We start from the raw sequence: 13,656 nt of genomic DNA on the forward strand, positions 1-13,656 counted from the left end.
TGCTGATTTCTATATGCATAGGTATGTCTGTTTGATACCATACACTATATTTAGAGCTAAATAAAGGACTACCAGAAGCATCTACACCCAATGATGTTTTTGAACCCAGCCCCCTCAGTTCAACCCATTAGGCGCATACTGATACAAGTTAAACCCACCCAGTAACCCAATCGGGTCTGGCTGCGTGAATCTACCTATATCAGAGTCATAGTATCTAAAGGTATTGTAATGTAAGCCCGTTTCTTTATCTAAATACTGTCGCTGATACCTTAGATTCTGTTGTATCTGGCTGTGTTTGATTTCCTGTATCGGTCTGCCCTACAGCTATTAACTGCATGCCCATTCAATGTGACCGTCTTCATCAGTGAGTTCTTCTGGGGCACTGTTGACATCGGTGTGGTAGTACAGCACTTTTTGTTGTATGCTGGTGGTGATCTCTACTCTGGCTAAGGGTTCATAGCTGCTTTCATCAGTGTAGATATAGACGCTTTTGCTTCTGTCGGTACGAGTTTCCTGAATCATTCTTAGTCCGTCCCACAGGAAGTGGGTACGGTTGCAGGCTTTGCCCGCTCGGTCTATCTGATGTTTTTCGATACGTCGGCCTAAGGCATCATAAACATAGCCGTAACGTTCAGTACGGTTTAATTTTTCGATACGAACTTCAATTAGACGGTGTTAGGCATCGTAGTGGTAACACTGGGTACCGCTAACAAATTTATCCGTGGTGTTGCAACAATGTCGAAATTCGTGCTAATCACTCAAGAGAAAATTTATTATTTGAAATAAATTACATTATTTTTTCTTTAGTTTCTGAAAAAATCGTCGGAAAAGATATTTCATTCAACTTTAAACTAGAAAATATATTAATATATATCAATTATTTCATCATATTACAAAATAAATTAAATTACACTTATTCATTTTTAATTGATTTTTTCAATCTTTTGATTTCATTGATTAAGTTAGGAATATCTTGTCGAGCATGCGCAATAAAGTCCTGGTCATATATTGTTCCACCAATAATTTCAATATCTTTTCCACGGTTATTTTCATCCCCTGTCATAATAAAATTTGAACCACTAGTGTGATCCCTACCTTCAATATATGATACCCAAGGTCCACTTGTTGCTTTATCACAACGTTGTTTTATTTGATTCAATTCATAATCTGATATTTCAGTTTTTTTGTGCATTAACAATTTCCTTTAGATTTGAGTATTTATTTAGCTGATGTTTTTTTTGAGTAGGTGTCATCAAAACTTCTGCTTGCTCTACCGATATCCCTGATGAAGTTGCATGATTAGGATTGTTTTTAGTTGACGATGCAATAACATCAGCACTCACCGTTCAGTTAGATCCAACTGTTGCAACACCGACTTTATTATGTGAAATTCCTTCTGTTAATTGTGTTAATGACTTATTCTTTGAGCTATTTATCGAAACTCCAGTTAATTTGTCATTATCATCGATTAAAACATCGCTCCCATTTTTAGCATATCTGCAAGGCATGCATTTACTCGGTAAACAATAGCTTCATTTGGCAGTTCTGAACTCCCCCCTATGGATCGGGATCGATCCAAGTCAATCCATTTGGGCATACTGATACAAAATATACTCATTCATTAGCCTTATCTCATCCGATTGTGTGAATCTACATATTTCAGGGGCATACTACCTAAAAGTATTATAATGTAAGTCGATTTCTCTTTCTAAATACTGTGCCTGATACCTTAGATTCTGTTGTATCTGGCTGTGTTCGATTTCCTCTATCGGTCTGCCCCACAGCTGATAGCTATATATCTATTCAAACAAAGGCAATCGCGCCTTAAACGTTATAAATTTTTAAAATTATCAGTCCTCGAGATCTTTTAGCCATTTTTCATATCTTTCTGGATCTTTTGCAATCAATGTTTTTAATGTTTCAAACACTTCTTTTACCCCTGAAGGATCAGTTTTATATTTATTGAATACAAAAATAATTCCTTCTGCTATGGTATCAAGAATGTAATATATTTGTTGCGTATAGCAACTAAACGTTTTATAAGGTATAAAAATTGTGAAATAAACCACTTTGTTTTTTGACGATGTTGTAGGGCCGTAGACTAAATTTTTGTTTTCTTGTGTAGCAGATATGGTAAAAACTAATTCGTAATCTGTTGTTTTAAATAGTTTATCATAATGTGGAAGCGTTTTGTTTAATTTATTGAGATTTATTCTCAATGGCTTTAAAACCGTATTAGTAATATCATAGTTAACTTCTACTTCAGCATATAATTGTAAAAAATCAATTTTCATTTACATCGTCCTTTCGATTTATAACTCTTCATCTACATCATAGGTTTCGGCAAGATAAAATCCTTTATTTATATATTTTTTTATCATTTTTAGTATAACAATAATATAATGTTTTTTTTACCAATCTACTCAGCAATTTAATCCCTTTAATAATCATTTTGTTATATGACACTTAAGTTAAAGTTACAATGTCACATTCATTTAAATAATTAATTAACAACATGAGATTTTTGAATTAAAGTATGGGTCTTAATCGTGTAAAAATATGGCTAACAGTTAGCCTGTTTTTTGACTAAGTGAAATTCGGTTAGGGTTTTGTTAAAAACTATACTGTTAATCATCCTCTTTAGCAAAGCGAATAGCTTCTTTTACTCTTCTATTTTTCTTATTTTTAGCTAAAAATGCATCACTATTTAGAATGTTAATCAATTGTTCTTTTCCTAATATCCTTTTGATATTTGTTAACATAATTTCTAGATCTGAAACTTGATCATTAATATGATCAGATAAATCCATTGATAGATAACGATCTTCAAGCAAAGCTAAAGCACGATCGGGGTTAATTCTTAACAACAACTCAAATGCTGGTAATTGAAAGATACGACATTTTATTAGATTTTCTAACAAAAACGTTGCTTTTGAGACTTCTACCTCATCGATAAAATTATTTTTTCCATATTTATCCGTTAGTTCAATCCACAATTTTTTATATAAGGATTCAAATCTTTCGAGTGTATCAACAAGCATTTACGATCCCCTTATGAATAATCAACATATCTTATATTTTGCTAATTAGTTGCCTTATTGCTTAATAATTATCTTTTCAAGCCAAACTAATAGCAGATAGATTTATTTTCAATGTGATTAATTTTTGTTTTATTATGGTAAATAATATTTACGGCTAGAACTAAATTTATAACACTAATTCAATAAGTTAAATGTAAATACAACTTTTAACATTATAAATCTTTTCAATCATTCTAATGCATAATTATGACTGCAATTTTCGGTGATAATATTTAGATAATGTAGAATAATAATATGTGTTTTTTAATAAAATTTTTAAGTACAATTTAATTAAATATTTTACTATGTTTACAATATCCTACTCTTGTGGGATAGATGGAACTATAGTTCTATTTTTATAACAGTTATAATTGAATATGAGCAGCTAAATATAAAAATTTAAGCTTTTATTAAATACTACCTAATAAATTAATCTCATTTTAAAAAAATAAAACTTAACTAACTTAGTTGGTTACAACTTTTATCAGTGAAAGCAAGATGATAACAAATACTACATCTTATTTTTAATAATTCAATAAATAAATTCACTTTGCAATAGTATTGATAATAAAATCTACAACAACGCTTCATGTTTATGCATAAGTTGTCATGCATAACCTAACAGCGACTTCACTAACAGTATATTACTGAATATAAAATTTAATATTAATGTTTAGTTCAAATATCAACAGCTTTCATTACTCACTAACATTTTTGACTTTGTTAACTATTTATCTTCAGTTAATGCATTTAAAAAATCATCCAATGATGCTGATAAATAATCGCTATTTTCCGTAAAGTTTTGTTCATGAGTTAAACTATCATCCCAATCCCATAAACGATATCGATAAATAGCACCATTATCAAGATTAATACAGATAAAACTATCGCTATAATCTAATGCAAATGGTAATAATGTTTTCTCTAATTTATGCTGTTGCCAAAGTTGTTGCACAGTTCCTTCTATTAAAAAATCAGGATCATGATCAGAGGCTAGGTTATATTTAATAGGCATAAAAAGAGCAATTTTTAACTTATCTACTAAATTAGGCAAAGTAAAACAATCTTTATATACCAAACCACCATTACAACGTAAATATAATGCCTTTAATGAGTCAGGTAAAGTAATGCCCAAAGTTTGCTCGCATGTTTGTAAATCTTTTTCAGTGAGTTGCTTTTCACTTTGATAAAAATTATTCATATCAATCATTTTATGTCCTTACTTTATTGCTTTGTCTTCCTACCTATTCATTATTGATCTTATTTTATTTATTTGAAAATAAATTTTTGTTATATAACGATCTACTAAAGTTCGATTAGCCAAAATATACGTTTATTGAAAAGTATATGTTACTAATAATCGTATGTTATTTTTAAAATAATTAATTTAATCATGGCATTATTAATTTTTTAGAAAATTCAACTATCTAGCTCTAGATGAAAGGTAATATTGTAAAACCACGATTAAAATTTTAGTTAGTCTTTTGACGTCTAACTTAGCTAATGCCATTTATGAGATAACCTGCCCTAGTTTTGTAAAGGTGAAATCAATTCCAACTGAATTAGAGATACTCCATGAAGGATGGCAAATAACACAGACGCAAAATGCGCTATTACATGTAGATTGGGACGAAGTCTGCTCTGATAGATCGGTTAATTTAGGCCAGCAAATCCCTTTCACCATAACGATTAACGGTAAAACATATAAACATGCTTGGCTAATAGACAATAATTAATCACATTGAACGCTATTCTGGGTAGTCTATGTTTACCGATAGCTTATATAGTGCAACATTTTTTTACCAAGCTTAGAATAGCGATTATTCAAATATTAAGCGAAACTTGATAAAAAAAACCCAAGTCGTAAGTTGTTAACAACAAAAGAGCAAGTTTCGACTTAACCAACCAATTAGCCCATTTATTGATTTGTAACTTACAAAAATACATTTTTAAACGGTTGTTCAAAAACCGTTAAATAGCGATCATACAGAGCAAACCTATTTCACTAAAATCACCCTATTTTGGTGTAACAGTTTAAATATTAGCTTTTTTATATACTTTAAAGGTCAATTTTAGTAAATAAAATAAATTATATTTCGTAACTAAAAAAGTCTAAACTTTTTAATAATTAATGGAGTATCTAATCATGCTTGTTTATTCAATGCAAAATGAAACAGTTGACGCATTAGCATATCGCGTTTTTGGTAGCACGGCTGGTATTGTAGAAACTATTTATCAAAATAACCCTAATCTTTGTGAACTCCCTGCCATGTTACCAATGGGCACTGCTGTCAATGTTCCTGAGTTTGTATCTGAACCCAAAAAAAATCAGATTAATTTATGGGATTAATTAATTCAAAACCATAGTTTTTGTTTACTTTACAGCTAAAAACAGGCTCGATCTTATAATCCACATCGATGACTTAATCGTCTCAATAATAAATTCAAGTAGGACAACAAAACCATATTTATTAAATAATAATAAACGTCTTGAACTAAGTGTAAAGATCGAATCATACTAAAACTAAACTCGAATAATAACCATTCAAACATGATTTAAAATAACAAAATGCTACGTTAATTTAGAATAATTTTTATGATATGTTTGGTATGGGTACATACGAGTAGTAATAACTTAACATAATCAAAGAGATTACTATGAAAAAAATTGATAACCTGAAACAATTTCTTTTTGAAAAAAAACTAATTAACCATGCCGCTTCACAATTACAAATGGCAGTAACAAACGGCCATATCGAAGCGATTACCACGAATAATTTAGTGCTTTTTTATCATTATACTTTGCATTTAACTTTTGATAATTACCAATTTCCATTTGAAGGACTAATGCAGGCAATAGTTAGTTGGATGACAAACAATCAAAGCGATAGTATGCTAAATCCAGAATCACGTAAAACGTCAATTAAATTCGATGTTCAAGACATCACTGAATGTCATTGCAAAATAAATATTAAGCTAAAATTGTCAGAACGCATTCTTACACAAAATATAAATGAAGCATTACAATCTCAAATAATTAAAGACAAAATTCTTGATGAAGATTTATTAAATTAGTGAGATTTTCCTTTTTATAATAAGTTAAAATATCTGCCTACTTTATATAAGGTGTAATAAAAAACACCTTGTTCTATTTTATTTTTAATTTGATAGAAATAACTTATAGTGATCACATTTACATAGAAATAAAATCGATATTTGTTAATCCAGTTACTAATTGCATTAAACAAATACCAAAAACTTAATTATTTAGGTTAAATGGACGCATTTATGCAACGATAAAGTAATAATCCGATTTTTGCGAGTATATCTATTTTGTTAAAACAGTGATGGGCAATGAACTTGTATCTATCTTATTTTTTATTTGAAAAGAATAAAATAGCCATGGTATTGTAAAATATTTTTATAATTTGAATGAGTATAAAAAGGACTGGCATGGTTGACTTTAATGTGATGATAAATTGATCATTCCTATTATTCAATAAAACACTAAATTAGTTTATTTTAAGAGTGTTAGTAATATTTAATAATATATCCTACCGCAAATAGCATATTTCTCCTTTTATTATAGTTAACGCGCCTAACTTCCCCTACTCTTCCTTATAATCTTTAGAATTAAAATCCGCTGATAATACAATATTGGTTGTTGTTCCGCCCCTTTAGCCACAAAAAAACAAATTATCATTCTTATTGTCATTTTTTAACAAACCGTAACAAATGGCAGATGTTAACAACATAAGGATTGTGTGCTACGCAGCTTTTCAAAACACATTTTATTCAATGAAAGCTAACATCCATATAAGTTGTAAATACATTTATAACCAACCCCGCCTATTGTTTTAATCACGCTAATAATTATTAGCTGTTCATGGATGTTGTAACTAAATATTCTACAAATAAGGTCGCTTTATTTTTAAAGCATAATTGACGATTATAGCGCCATGAAAACATATCATCCAGCCGACTTAGTCGACATATTACGAAAAATAGAAAATCTGATCCGTCCCGGTATAGTTTGTGAAACAAAAGGTGACAGGGTTAGAGTCCGTTCTGGCAATCTTATTACAGCTTGGTTGCCCTGGTTTACTCATCGAGCAGGGAAAAGCCGTTCTTGGTGGCGCCCATCTGTTGGAGAGCAGGTGTTTATCTTAAGTCCCAATGGTAATTTGGAGCTAGGGTGCGTATTACCAAGCCTTTATTGCAATGATAATCCAGCACCTTCAAATTCTGAGGATGGATATTGTGTGACTTTTTCCGATGGCGCTTCATTCGAATACGAACCTAAAACTAGCTGCTTAACAATAAAAGGAATAAAAACAGCAGTCATTGAAGCTAGCGAACAAATTACCGCTAAAGCTGGTACTAAAATTCACCTTGATACACCACTTGTCGAATGTAGTGACCATGTCACATTTAAATCTTTCAATGCAACAGGTGCTGGACAAAGTGGTAATACCGGATATTTAACTGGCAATGTGATTCATCAGCAAGGCCAATTATCGTCCAATGGTATTGTTTTAGATTCACATATCCATACAGGTGTTAGAGCTGGTGGTGAAACAACAGGAAAACCCAAATGAGTTATATTGGCATGAATTGTAAAAGTGGGCGCACGATTACTGATATGGATCATATCAACCAATCTATTAAAGATATTTTGACAACCCCTGTCGGTTCTCGAATTGAACGTCGTAATTATGGCTCATTACTTTTTTTATTATTGGATCATCCCAATACCGAAGCAACAAGATTAAAAGTGATTTCTGCAACAATAATGGCATTAAGCCAATGGGAACCACGTATAAAAATTGATGCAGTTGATATTTTCAATGACAAAGAAAAATTAACAGTACACATCGTTGGTTCACGAACAGATAAACCAAATGAATCATTCAGCAGTGAGATTGAGGTAGCAACATGGCAACATTAACAGATCTTTCATTATTACCCCCACCTGACATCATTGAATCGTTAGATTTTGAAAAGATCTTTCAACAACGTAAAGATAAATTTATAGCACTTTATAGTGATGAACAACAGCAAGAAGTCGCCAAAACATTACAATTTGAAAGTGAACCAATTGTTAAATTACTGCAAGAAAGTGCCTATTACGAATTAATTTTACGTCAACGAATTAATGAAGCATCACAAGCCTTGATGATTGCACATGCTAAAGGTCGTGATCTTGATAACTTAGGCGCGAATTTTAATGTACAACGCTTAGTGATCCAACCTGAGGATAATACGGTTGTTCCTGTAATTAAACAAATTAAAGAATCAGACAGCGATTTTAGACTGCGTATTCAGAGTGCATTTGAAGGTTTATCCGTTGCTGGTCCTCGAGCTGCCTATGAATTTTTTGCACGAAGTGCTGATGGACGAGTATTGGATGCAGCTGCTGAAAGTCCTTCACCTGCTTGTGTAACTCTTGCAATTTTGTCGCGAGAAAATAATGGCAAAGCATCGGATGAATTAATAGCAATTGTCAACCAAGCCGTAAATGAAGAAAATCGTCGTCCAATCGCCGATCGTGTCACAGTCAAATCAGTCGATTTGATTCACTATAATATTAAAGCTTCACTTTATCTATACCCAGGACCTGAATCTGAACCGATAAAAAAGACAGCAATCAACAATTTGCAAAATTATATTACCGAAAAACACCGAATTGGTAGACGCATTAGTCGCAGTGCAATCATCTCTGCTTTACATGTTGTTGGCGTTGAACGAGTAGAATTACATGAACCTGTGCAAGATATATTAGTTAATCGCGAACAAGCCAGTTTTTGTTCTGATTATCAAATAGAGGTGGCTGGTTATGGCGAATAAAACGCTACTCCCCCCATCTGCGACAAAACTTGAGAAGAATCTTTCTCAAGCTATGTTTTGTGAACCACCAATTCCCTTGCGTTCACTTTGGGATCCAATGACTTGTCCTTTTGAGCTACTACCTTATTTAGCTTGGCAATACAGTGTTGATCGCTGGGATGAAACTTGGCCAGAGAAAACGAAAAGAAAGGTAATTGCTGAAGCTTTTGAAATTCATAAATTGAAAGGTACTAAAGAAGCAATTCGTCGAGCAGTCGAACCATTTGGTTATTTAATTAGTATTACCGAATGGTGGCAAAACAACCAAAAACCTGGCACTTTTTCATTACAAATAGGTGTTTTAGATAAGGGAATTACTGCCGATTCTTACAAAGAATTAAATCGAATTATTGACGATGTAAAACCCGTTTCACGTCAATTGTCTTCACTCTCAATTCAATTAGTATCCAAAGGTGAAATCACTGTTGGTGCTAGCTGTTACGACGGGAATATTCTTTATATTTACCCTTATGTGACTGAAACAATAACTACAACCTCCGAACGCCAAGTAGGCGCAATTATTCACTTAATCGATACAATGAGCATAAAACCATGAGTCAAACTTACTATACAATATTAACTAAACAAGGCGCTGCATTGCTTGCTAATGCAACAGCTTTAGGGGTGCCACTAAAATTAACCCAAATGGGTGTTGGTGATGGCAATGGATCTATTCCTAAACCGATAGCCACTCAAACACAACTTGTTCATGAGGTTAGACGAGCTGCTATTAATACGTTATTTATTGATAAACAAAATTCTAACCAAATCATCGCCGAACAAGTCATTCCTGAAAATGAAGGTGGTTGGTTTATTCACGAGATCGGTTTATACGATGATGAAGGTAATTTAATTGCAGTCGGTAATTGCCCTGCAACTTATAAACCTAAATTAGTTGAAGGTAGTGGCCGAACCCAAGTAATAAGAATGGTAATTATAGTCGATAGCGTCAACTCGGTTGAACTAAAAATCGATCCTTCTGTGGTACTTGCAACTCGTGAATATGTTGATAACTTAATTGCAACGAAAATGGAAGCACATGAAAAATCAACCAACCATCCTACTGCAACAACTAAATCAAAAGGATTTGTACAATTAAGCTCAGCAACCAATAGTACAGCTGAAAACCAAGCCGCAACGCCTTTAGCTGTAAAAAATACTTATGACTTGGCAGCAAACTCAGTTAAAAAATCAGGGGATGTAATCAGTGGCCAATTAACGTTTGAATACAAAGCGTACGGTATCAAATTCAATTATGAAAATCCTGATAATGTTACAGTAATTCGCCCAATTGGAGACAATTTCTCATTTCTTTTTTATGATGCAGAAAAAAAGAATTGGTTTACAAAGCTTAGGTACACTAATGGTGGAAATGCGTGGAGATTTGAAAATATTAATAACGTTACTATCAATGGTAAATCAGCACTTAAACAAGGTGATCATGGTATCGGTCAAAGGAATCTATTATCTAATGTCGATTCGTTTGAATTATCTGGACTAGGATTTATTACCGATTCAACAACCGGCAATAAACCTTTTCCATACGCAGAAATTCTTCAATCAGGTAATAATAATTCTGAAGCAGTACAGTTTGCAATGGATATACTAAGCAATCGAGCAAAAATGCGTTCAGGGTTTTCAAATACATGGAATAACTGGAATGAATTTATTACAACAGAAAATTTAGTCCATTACGCATATCGATATCATGGTGATTTATTTGAAAGAAGCTTAAATGATTTAAAAGGTCAACAGCATGGTGTTTACTTCCAACATCATAATACAAGAGCGCTTCCTGAAAGAGGTTATCCTGTCGAGCAAGCTGGCGCGTTACAAGTATTTGTTAACTATGGTAACTCTCCTGATGGATGCACTCAAATCTATACGACATATCGAGAAAATCGTCAATTTATGCGTAGCTATTATGCATATGAAAATCAATGGTCACTATGGGTCGAACATATAACAACAGAAAATATAAATGATCATATTTTAAATAGATTTTCACAATCATTTAGTAAAAACGGTTACACAAAACTACCAAACGGTCTATTAATCCAGTGGGGTGAAACTCAATACTTACCTGATAATGGTGAGGAAGGTACGATTCAATCTTTTTATACAACGTTTCCAAACGCGTGTTTTGCGATTGTTACAAATGATGGCTATGGAGGGGTACATTCGACCGCAGCTCAACCAGTATCGCAGTCCCATTTCCGATGCTGGGGTAAAGCCAGCACTGGTCAATTATTACAAACAGGTATCTTCTATATTGCAATAGGATTTTAAGTCATGAAACATTTTTATAATACAGAAACACAATCATTTTTTATTGATACGATTAATGATGCAATACCATTAACAGCTATTGAAATCACACAAGAGCAACATGATGAATTATTTAATGCCATAAATATGGGATGCATCATATTTGATGATTTAACTTATTCTGAGCCAAAACCTTCACAATTTTACGAATGGGATAAAAGAAAGAAAAAATGGGTTGAAAATATCAAAGCTCGTAATGATTATACATACGAACAAAATCACTTAACAAAAAAATCTTTGTTAAGTGAAGCTAATGATAAAATTGCTTATTTGCAAGATGCCGTTGATGCAGAAATGGCTACCGAACAAGAAGTCAAACAGCTTGGAGAGTGGAAAAGATATCGAGTTTTAGTGAATCGTATTGATGTTGAACAAACAGAAGAAATCGAATGGCCAACTAAACCTATTAAGTAATATAAATTGATTGGCTAATTAAAAAATAAAACAACTGTCATTTGCTATAACCAAAATACAATAGAAGATGACAGTTCAAACACAATTTTCAATCAATTGTATTAATTAAATCATAATGCAATCTAAACGGTAGCGATCCAAATAAGACATGAGCATTAAAGATTAAGTTGGTATATATTAAATTCTCGACAATCTCATCTCACTGATTTATGACGTTGTCACTAAAAGTGTATGATGGATAACCTCACCTAATTTCAATTTAATTTGAAGTCATAATTTCAAAGTTTGAACCAATCAAATGATGTTACAAAAACTTTGTATATTATTTTCAGCTACACTTAGCTTTCTCCAAAAAAATAACCATAAATATCAATTCATTTCTATACAATTTGGCTAGTAACTCAGGGGAACTAAGTTATTTAGCTAATCACCCTAAGCAATAAAATTTTCTGCTTACCACAAACTAAATTATTTATATCATTATTAATTTGACAGCTTTATTTAAATTATATTCCATGATGTATTTCAGTCTATCTCGCTAGATTTATATCATTTTTAGCACAAGTCACACCAAAATTAAGATTACATAATTTCACTAAAAAATAAAATAACAAACAAATTAATGTTGTTTTATCAGCCTTTATTACCATTTATTTACGCTTCAGTTGTAACAATATTACTTACAAATTTAAGAACTAACACTCTTTTCTTAAATATGTGACTATAAGCTCGCACATTAACCTTACCATATATTAATCACAACGGAGATCTTATGGCTAACGATTATCATCATGGCGTCCGAGTCATCGAAATCAATGAAGGAACACGTACTATCCGAACAGTTTCAACAGCTGTTATTGGGGTGGTCTCTACTGGAGAGGATGCCGATGCAACTTATTTTCCACTTAACACCCCTATTTTAATTACAAATATCAATACGGCAATTGGTAAAGCAGGTTCTCAAGGTACTTTAAAACCAACACTAGAAGCAATTGCTGATCAATGTACGCCAGTAATTGTAGTTGTACGTGTTGAAAAAGGCGCATCTGATGCAGAGACAGAAGCAAACATTATTGGTACTACAACCGAGAATGGCAAATATACCGGTATGAAGGCCCTTCTTTCAGCACAAACACAGTTAAAGGTCAAACCACGCATTTTGGGGGTACCGGGTTATGACTCGTTACCTGTTGCAACAGCATTAGTGTCATTAGCGCAAAAATTACGTGCATTTTGCTATGTTTCAGCGTTTGGCGCAAAAACAAAGGAACAAGCGGTGCTCTATCGCGATAAATTAGGTGCTCGCGAAGCTATGATCATTTGGCCAGATTTTGTCGGGTTTGATACAACCAAAAAATCAAACGTTACATTGTCTGCAACTGCACGAGCATTAGGTTTACGTGCACAAATTGACCAAAAGGTAGGTTGGCATAAAACCTTATCTAATGTACCAGTTAATGGTGTCACCGGTATATCACATGACGTGTTTTGGGATTTGCAAGAAGAAAGTTCAGACTCAAACTATCTTAACGAAAATGAAGTAACAACATTGATTTGCAATCAAGGTTACCGTTTTTGGGGCTCACGTACCTGCTCTGCAGATACCTTATTTGCTTTTGAAAACTATACACGGACAGCACAAGTATTAGCTGATACGATTGCCGAAGCACAATTTCAATTAGTCGATGCGCCTATGCATGCTTCTTTAATTAAAGATTTAGTCGAGTCGATTAATAATAAATTCCGTGAATTGAAATCTAATGGTTACATCGTTGATGGAAAAGCCTGGTTTGATCCAGAATCAAATACAGCTGATATATTAAAAGCTGGCAAACTTTATATCGATTACGATTATACCCCAGTGCCCCCACTTGAAAATCTTATGCTACGCCAACGTATTACCGATAAATATCTAATCGAATTGGCTGACTCAGTTGCTACAAACTAA

Annotated in this window: 17 protein-coding genes; 11 read left to right on the forward strand and 6 right to left on the reverse strand. The window is 32.8% G+C overall.

Features of this window, described 5'->3' with window-relative positions; translation table 11 throughout:
- Positions 1 to 114: 114 nt before the first annotated feature.
- The 3 genes from J3U66_RS12870 to J3U66_RS02380 form a co-directional block, all read right to left on the reverse strand.
- On the reverse strand, positions 115 to 309 hold the full coding sequence (locus J3U66_RS12870; protein WP_416379712.1) for an RHS repeat-associated core domain-containing protein: 195 nt from the start codon (positions 307 to 309) through the stop codon (positions 115 to 117).
- Positions 310 to 327: 18 nt separating this feature from the next.
- Complete coding sequence (locus J3U66_RS02375; RefSeq protein WP_267347810.1) at positions 328 to 522, reverse strand: RHS domain-containing protein; 195 nt, start codon at positions 520 to 522, stop codon at positions 328 to 330.
- 391 nt (positions 523 to 913) lie between these two features.
- The gene (locus tag J3U66_RS02380) at positions 914 to 1,192 is read right to left on the reverse strand and encodes a hypothetical protein (RefSeq protein WP_267332726.1); all 279 of its coding nucleotides are present in this window, start codon (positions 1,190 to 1,192) and stop codon (positions 914 to 916) included.
- 113 nt (positions 1,193 to 1,305) lie between these two features.
- Here J3U66_RS02380 and J3U66_RS02385 point away from each other — a divergent pair, with 113 nt between their 5' ends.
- Positions 1,306 to 1,530 (forward strand): hypothetical protein, encoded by a 225-nt coding sequence (locus J3U66_RS02385; RefSeq protein WP_267332725.1) that lies wholly within the window; start codon positions 1,306 to 1,308, stop codon positions 1,528 to 1,530.
- Positions 1,531 to 1,850: 320 nt separating this feature from the next.
- Here the strand turns inward: J3U66_RS02385 and J3U66_RS02390 are convergent, their stop codons facing one another.
- The 3 genes from J3U66_RS02390 to J3U66_RS02400 all read right to left on the reverse strand — a co-directional run bounded on the left by J3U66_RS02390 (position 1,851) and on the right by J3U66_RS02400 (position 4,290).
- Positions 1,851 to 2,294 (reverse strand): hypothetical protein, encoded by a 444-nt coding sequence (locus J3U66_RS02390; RefSeq protein ID WP_267344201.1) that lies wholly within the window; start codon positions 2,292 to 2,294, stop codon positions 1,851 to 1,853.
- A gap of 333 nt (positions 2,295 to 2,627) precedes the next feature.
- Complete coding sequence (locus J3U66_RS02395; RefSeq protein ID WP_267332723.1) at positions 2,628 to 3,041, reverse strand: hypothetical protein; 414 nt, start codon at positions 3,039 to 3,041, stop codon at positions 2,628 to 2,630.
- A gap of 766 nt (positions 3,042 to 3,807) precedes the next feature.
- Positions 3,808 to 4,290 (reverse strand): SMI1/KNR4 family protein, encoded by a 483-nt coding sequence (locus J3U66_RS02400; RefSeq protein WP_267347811.1) that lies wholly within the window; start codon positions 4,288 to 4,290, stop codon positions 3,808 to 3,810.
- A gap of 331 nt (positions 4,291 to 4,621) precedes the next feature.
- On the opposite strand from J3U66_RS02400, the gene J3U66_RS02405 reads away from it, so the two are divergent.
- From J3U66_RS02405 to J3U66_RS02450, 10 genes are all read left to right on the forward strand, one after another.
- Positions 4,622 to 4,816 carry a hypothetical protein gene (locus tag J3U66_RS02405; protein WP_267347813.1) on the forward strand — a complete coding sequence of 65 codons (195 nt, stop codon included), beginning with the start codon at positions 4,622 to 4,624 and terminating at the stop codon, positions 4,814 to 4,816.
- A gap of 410 nt (positions 4,817 to 5,226) precedes the next feature.
- Positions 5,227 to 5,430, forward strand: a complete 204-nt coding sequence (locus J3U66_RS02410; RefSeq protein WP_267332720.1) for a tail protein X — start codon at positions 5,227 to 5,229, stop codon at positions 5,428 to 5,430.
- A 308-nt stretch (positions 5,431 to 5,738) separates the two neighbouring features.
- Positions 5,739 to 6,155 carry a phage tail protein gene (locus J3U66_RS02415; protein ID WP_267347814.1) on the forward strand — a complete coding sequence of 139 codons (417 nt, stop codon included), beginning with the start codon at positions 5,739 to 5,741 and terminating at the stop codon, positions 6,153 to 6,155.
- Positions 6,156 to 7,039: 884 nt separating this feature from the next.
- Positions 7,040 to 7,678, forward strand: coding sequence for a phage baseplate assembly protein V (locus tag J3U66_RS02420; RefSeq protein WP_267347815.1), 639 nt, complete (start codon positions 7,040 to 7,042; stop codon positions 7,676 to 7,678).
- The gene (locus tag J3U66_RS02425) at positions 7,675 to 8,028 is read left to right on the forward strand and encodes a GPW/gp25 family protein (RefSeq protein ID WP_267347816.1); all 354 of its coding nucleotides are present in this window, start codon (positions 7,675 to 7,677) and stop codon (positions 8,026 to 8,028) included. The genes J3U66_RS02420 and J3U66_RS02425 overlap by 4 nt, the downstream gene beginning before the upstream one ends.
- Positions 8,016 to 8,927 carry a baseplate J/gp47 family protein gene (locus J3U66_RS02430; RefSeq protein WP_267347817.1) on the forward strand — a complete coding sequence of 304 codons (912 nt, stop codon included), beginning with the start codon at positions 8,016 to 8,018 and terminating at the stop codon, positions 8,925 to 8,927. The genes J3U66_RS02425 and J3U66_RS02430 overlap by 13 nt, the downstream gene beginning before the upstream one ends.
- Positions 8,917 to 9,522: a phage tail protein I gene (locus tag J3U66_RS02435; RefSeq protein WP_267332715.1), complete on the forward strand. Its 606-nt coding sequence runs from the start codon at positions 8,917 to 8,919 to the stop codon at positions 9,520 to 9,522. Before J3U66_RS02430 ends, J3U66_RS02435 begins: the two co-directional genes overlap by 11 nt.
- Complete coding sequence (locus J3U66_RS02440) at positions 9,519 to 11,255, forward strand: phage tail protein (protein WP_267332714.1); 1,737 nt, start codon at positions 9,519 to 9,521, stop codon at positions 11,253 to 11,255. Before J3U66_RS02435 ends, J3U66_RS02440 begins: the two co-directional genes overlap by 4 nt.
- Positions 11,256 to 11,258: 3 nt before the next feature.
- On the forward strand, positions 11,259 to 11,708 hold the full coding sequence (locus tag J3U66_RS02445; RefSeq protein WP_267332713.1) for a tail fiber assembly protein: 450 nt from the start codon (positions 11,259 to 11,261) through the stop codon (positions 11,706 to 11,708).
- A 772-nt stretch (positions 11,709 to 12,480) separates the two neighbouring features.
- A complete protein-coding gene (locus J3U66_RS02450) occupies positions 12,481 to 13,656 on the forward strand; it encodes a phage tail sheath protein (RefSeq protein WP_267347818.1) in 1,176 nt (391 codons plus the stop codon).

Origin of the sequence: Gilliamella sp. B2969 (assembly GCF_026536195.1) — a bacterium.
Lineage (GTDB): Bacteria > Pseudomonadota > Gammaproteobacteria > Enterobacterales > Orbaceae > Gilliamella.

Coding starts and splice junctions, on each gene's coding strand:
- J3U66_RS02375 (WP_267347810.1), bottom strand. CDS start 522: ATGATTCAGGAAACTCGTACCGACAGAAGCAAAAGCGTCTATATCTAC.
- J3U66_RS02435 (WP_267332715.1), top strand. CDS start 8,917: ATGGCGAATAAAACGCTACTCCCCCCATCTGCGACAAAACTTGAGAAG.
- J3U66_RS02445 (WP_267332713.1), top strand. CDS start 11,259: ATGAAACATTTTTATAATACAGAAACACAATCATTTTTTATTGATACG.
- J3U66_RS02390 (WP_267344201.1), bottom strand. CDS start 2,294: ATGAAAATTGATTTTTTACAATTATATGCTGAAGTAGAAGTTAACTAT.
- J3U66_RS02450 (WP_267347818.1), top strand. CDS start 12,481: ATGGCTAACGATTATCATCATGGCGTCCGAGTCATCGAAATCAATGAA.
- J3U66_RS02410 (WP_267332720.1), top strand. CDS start 5,227: ATGCTTGTTTATTCAATGCAAAATGAAACAGTTGACGCATTAGCATAT.
- J3U66_RS02415 (WP_267347814.1), top strand. CDS start 5,739: ATGAAAAAAATTGATAACCTGAAACAATTTCTTTTTGAAAAAAAACTA.
- J3U66_RS02420 (WP_267347815.1), top strand. CDS start 7,040: ATGAAAACATATCATCCAGCCGACTTAGTCGACATATTACGAAAAATA.
- J3U66_RS02395 (WP_267332723.1), bottom strand. CDS start 3,041: ATGCTTGTTGATACACTCGAAAGATTTGAATCCTTATATAAAAAATTG.
- J3U66_RS02400 (WP_267347811.1), bottom strand. CDS start 4,290: ATGATTGATATGAATAATTTTTATCAAAGTGAAAAGCAACTCACTGAA.
- J3U66_RS02380 (WP_267332726.1), bottom strand. CDS start 1,192: ATGCACAAAAAAACTGAAATATCAGATTATGAATTGAATCAAATAAAA.
- J3U66_RS02425 (WP_267347816.1), top strand. CDS start 7,675: ATGAGTTATATTGGCATGAATTGTAAAAGTGGGCGCACGATTACTGAT.
- J3U66_RS02440 (WP_267332714.1), top strand. CDS start 9,519: ATGAGTCAAACTTACTATACAATATTAACTAAACAAGGCGCTGCATTG.
- J3U66_RS02430 (WP_267347817.1), top strand. CDS start 8,016: ATGGCAACATTAACAGATCTTTCATTATTACCCCCACCTGACATCATT.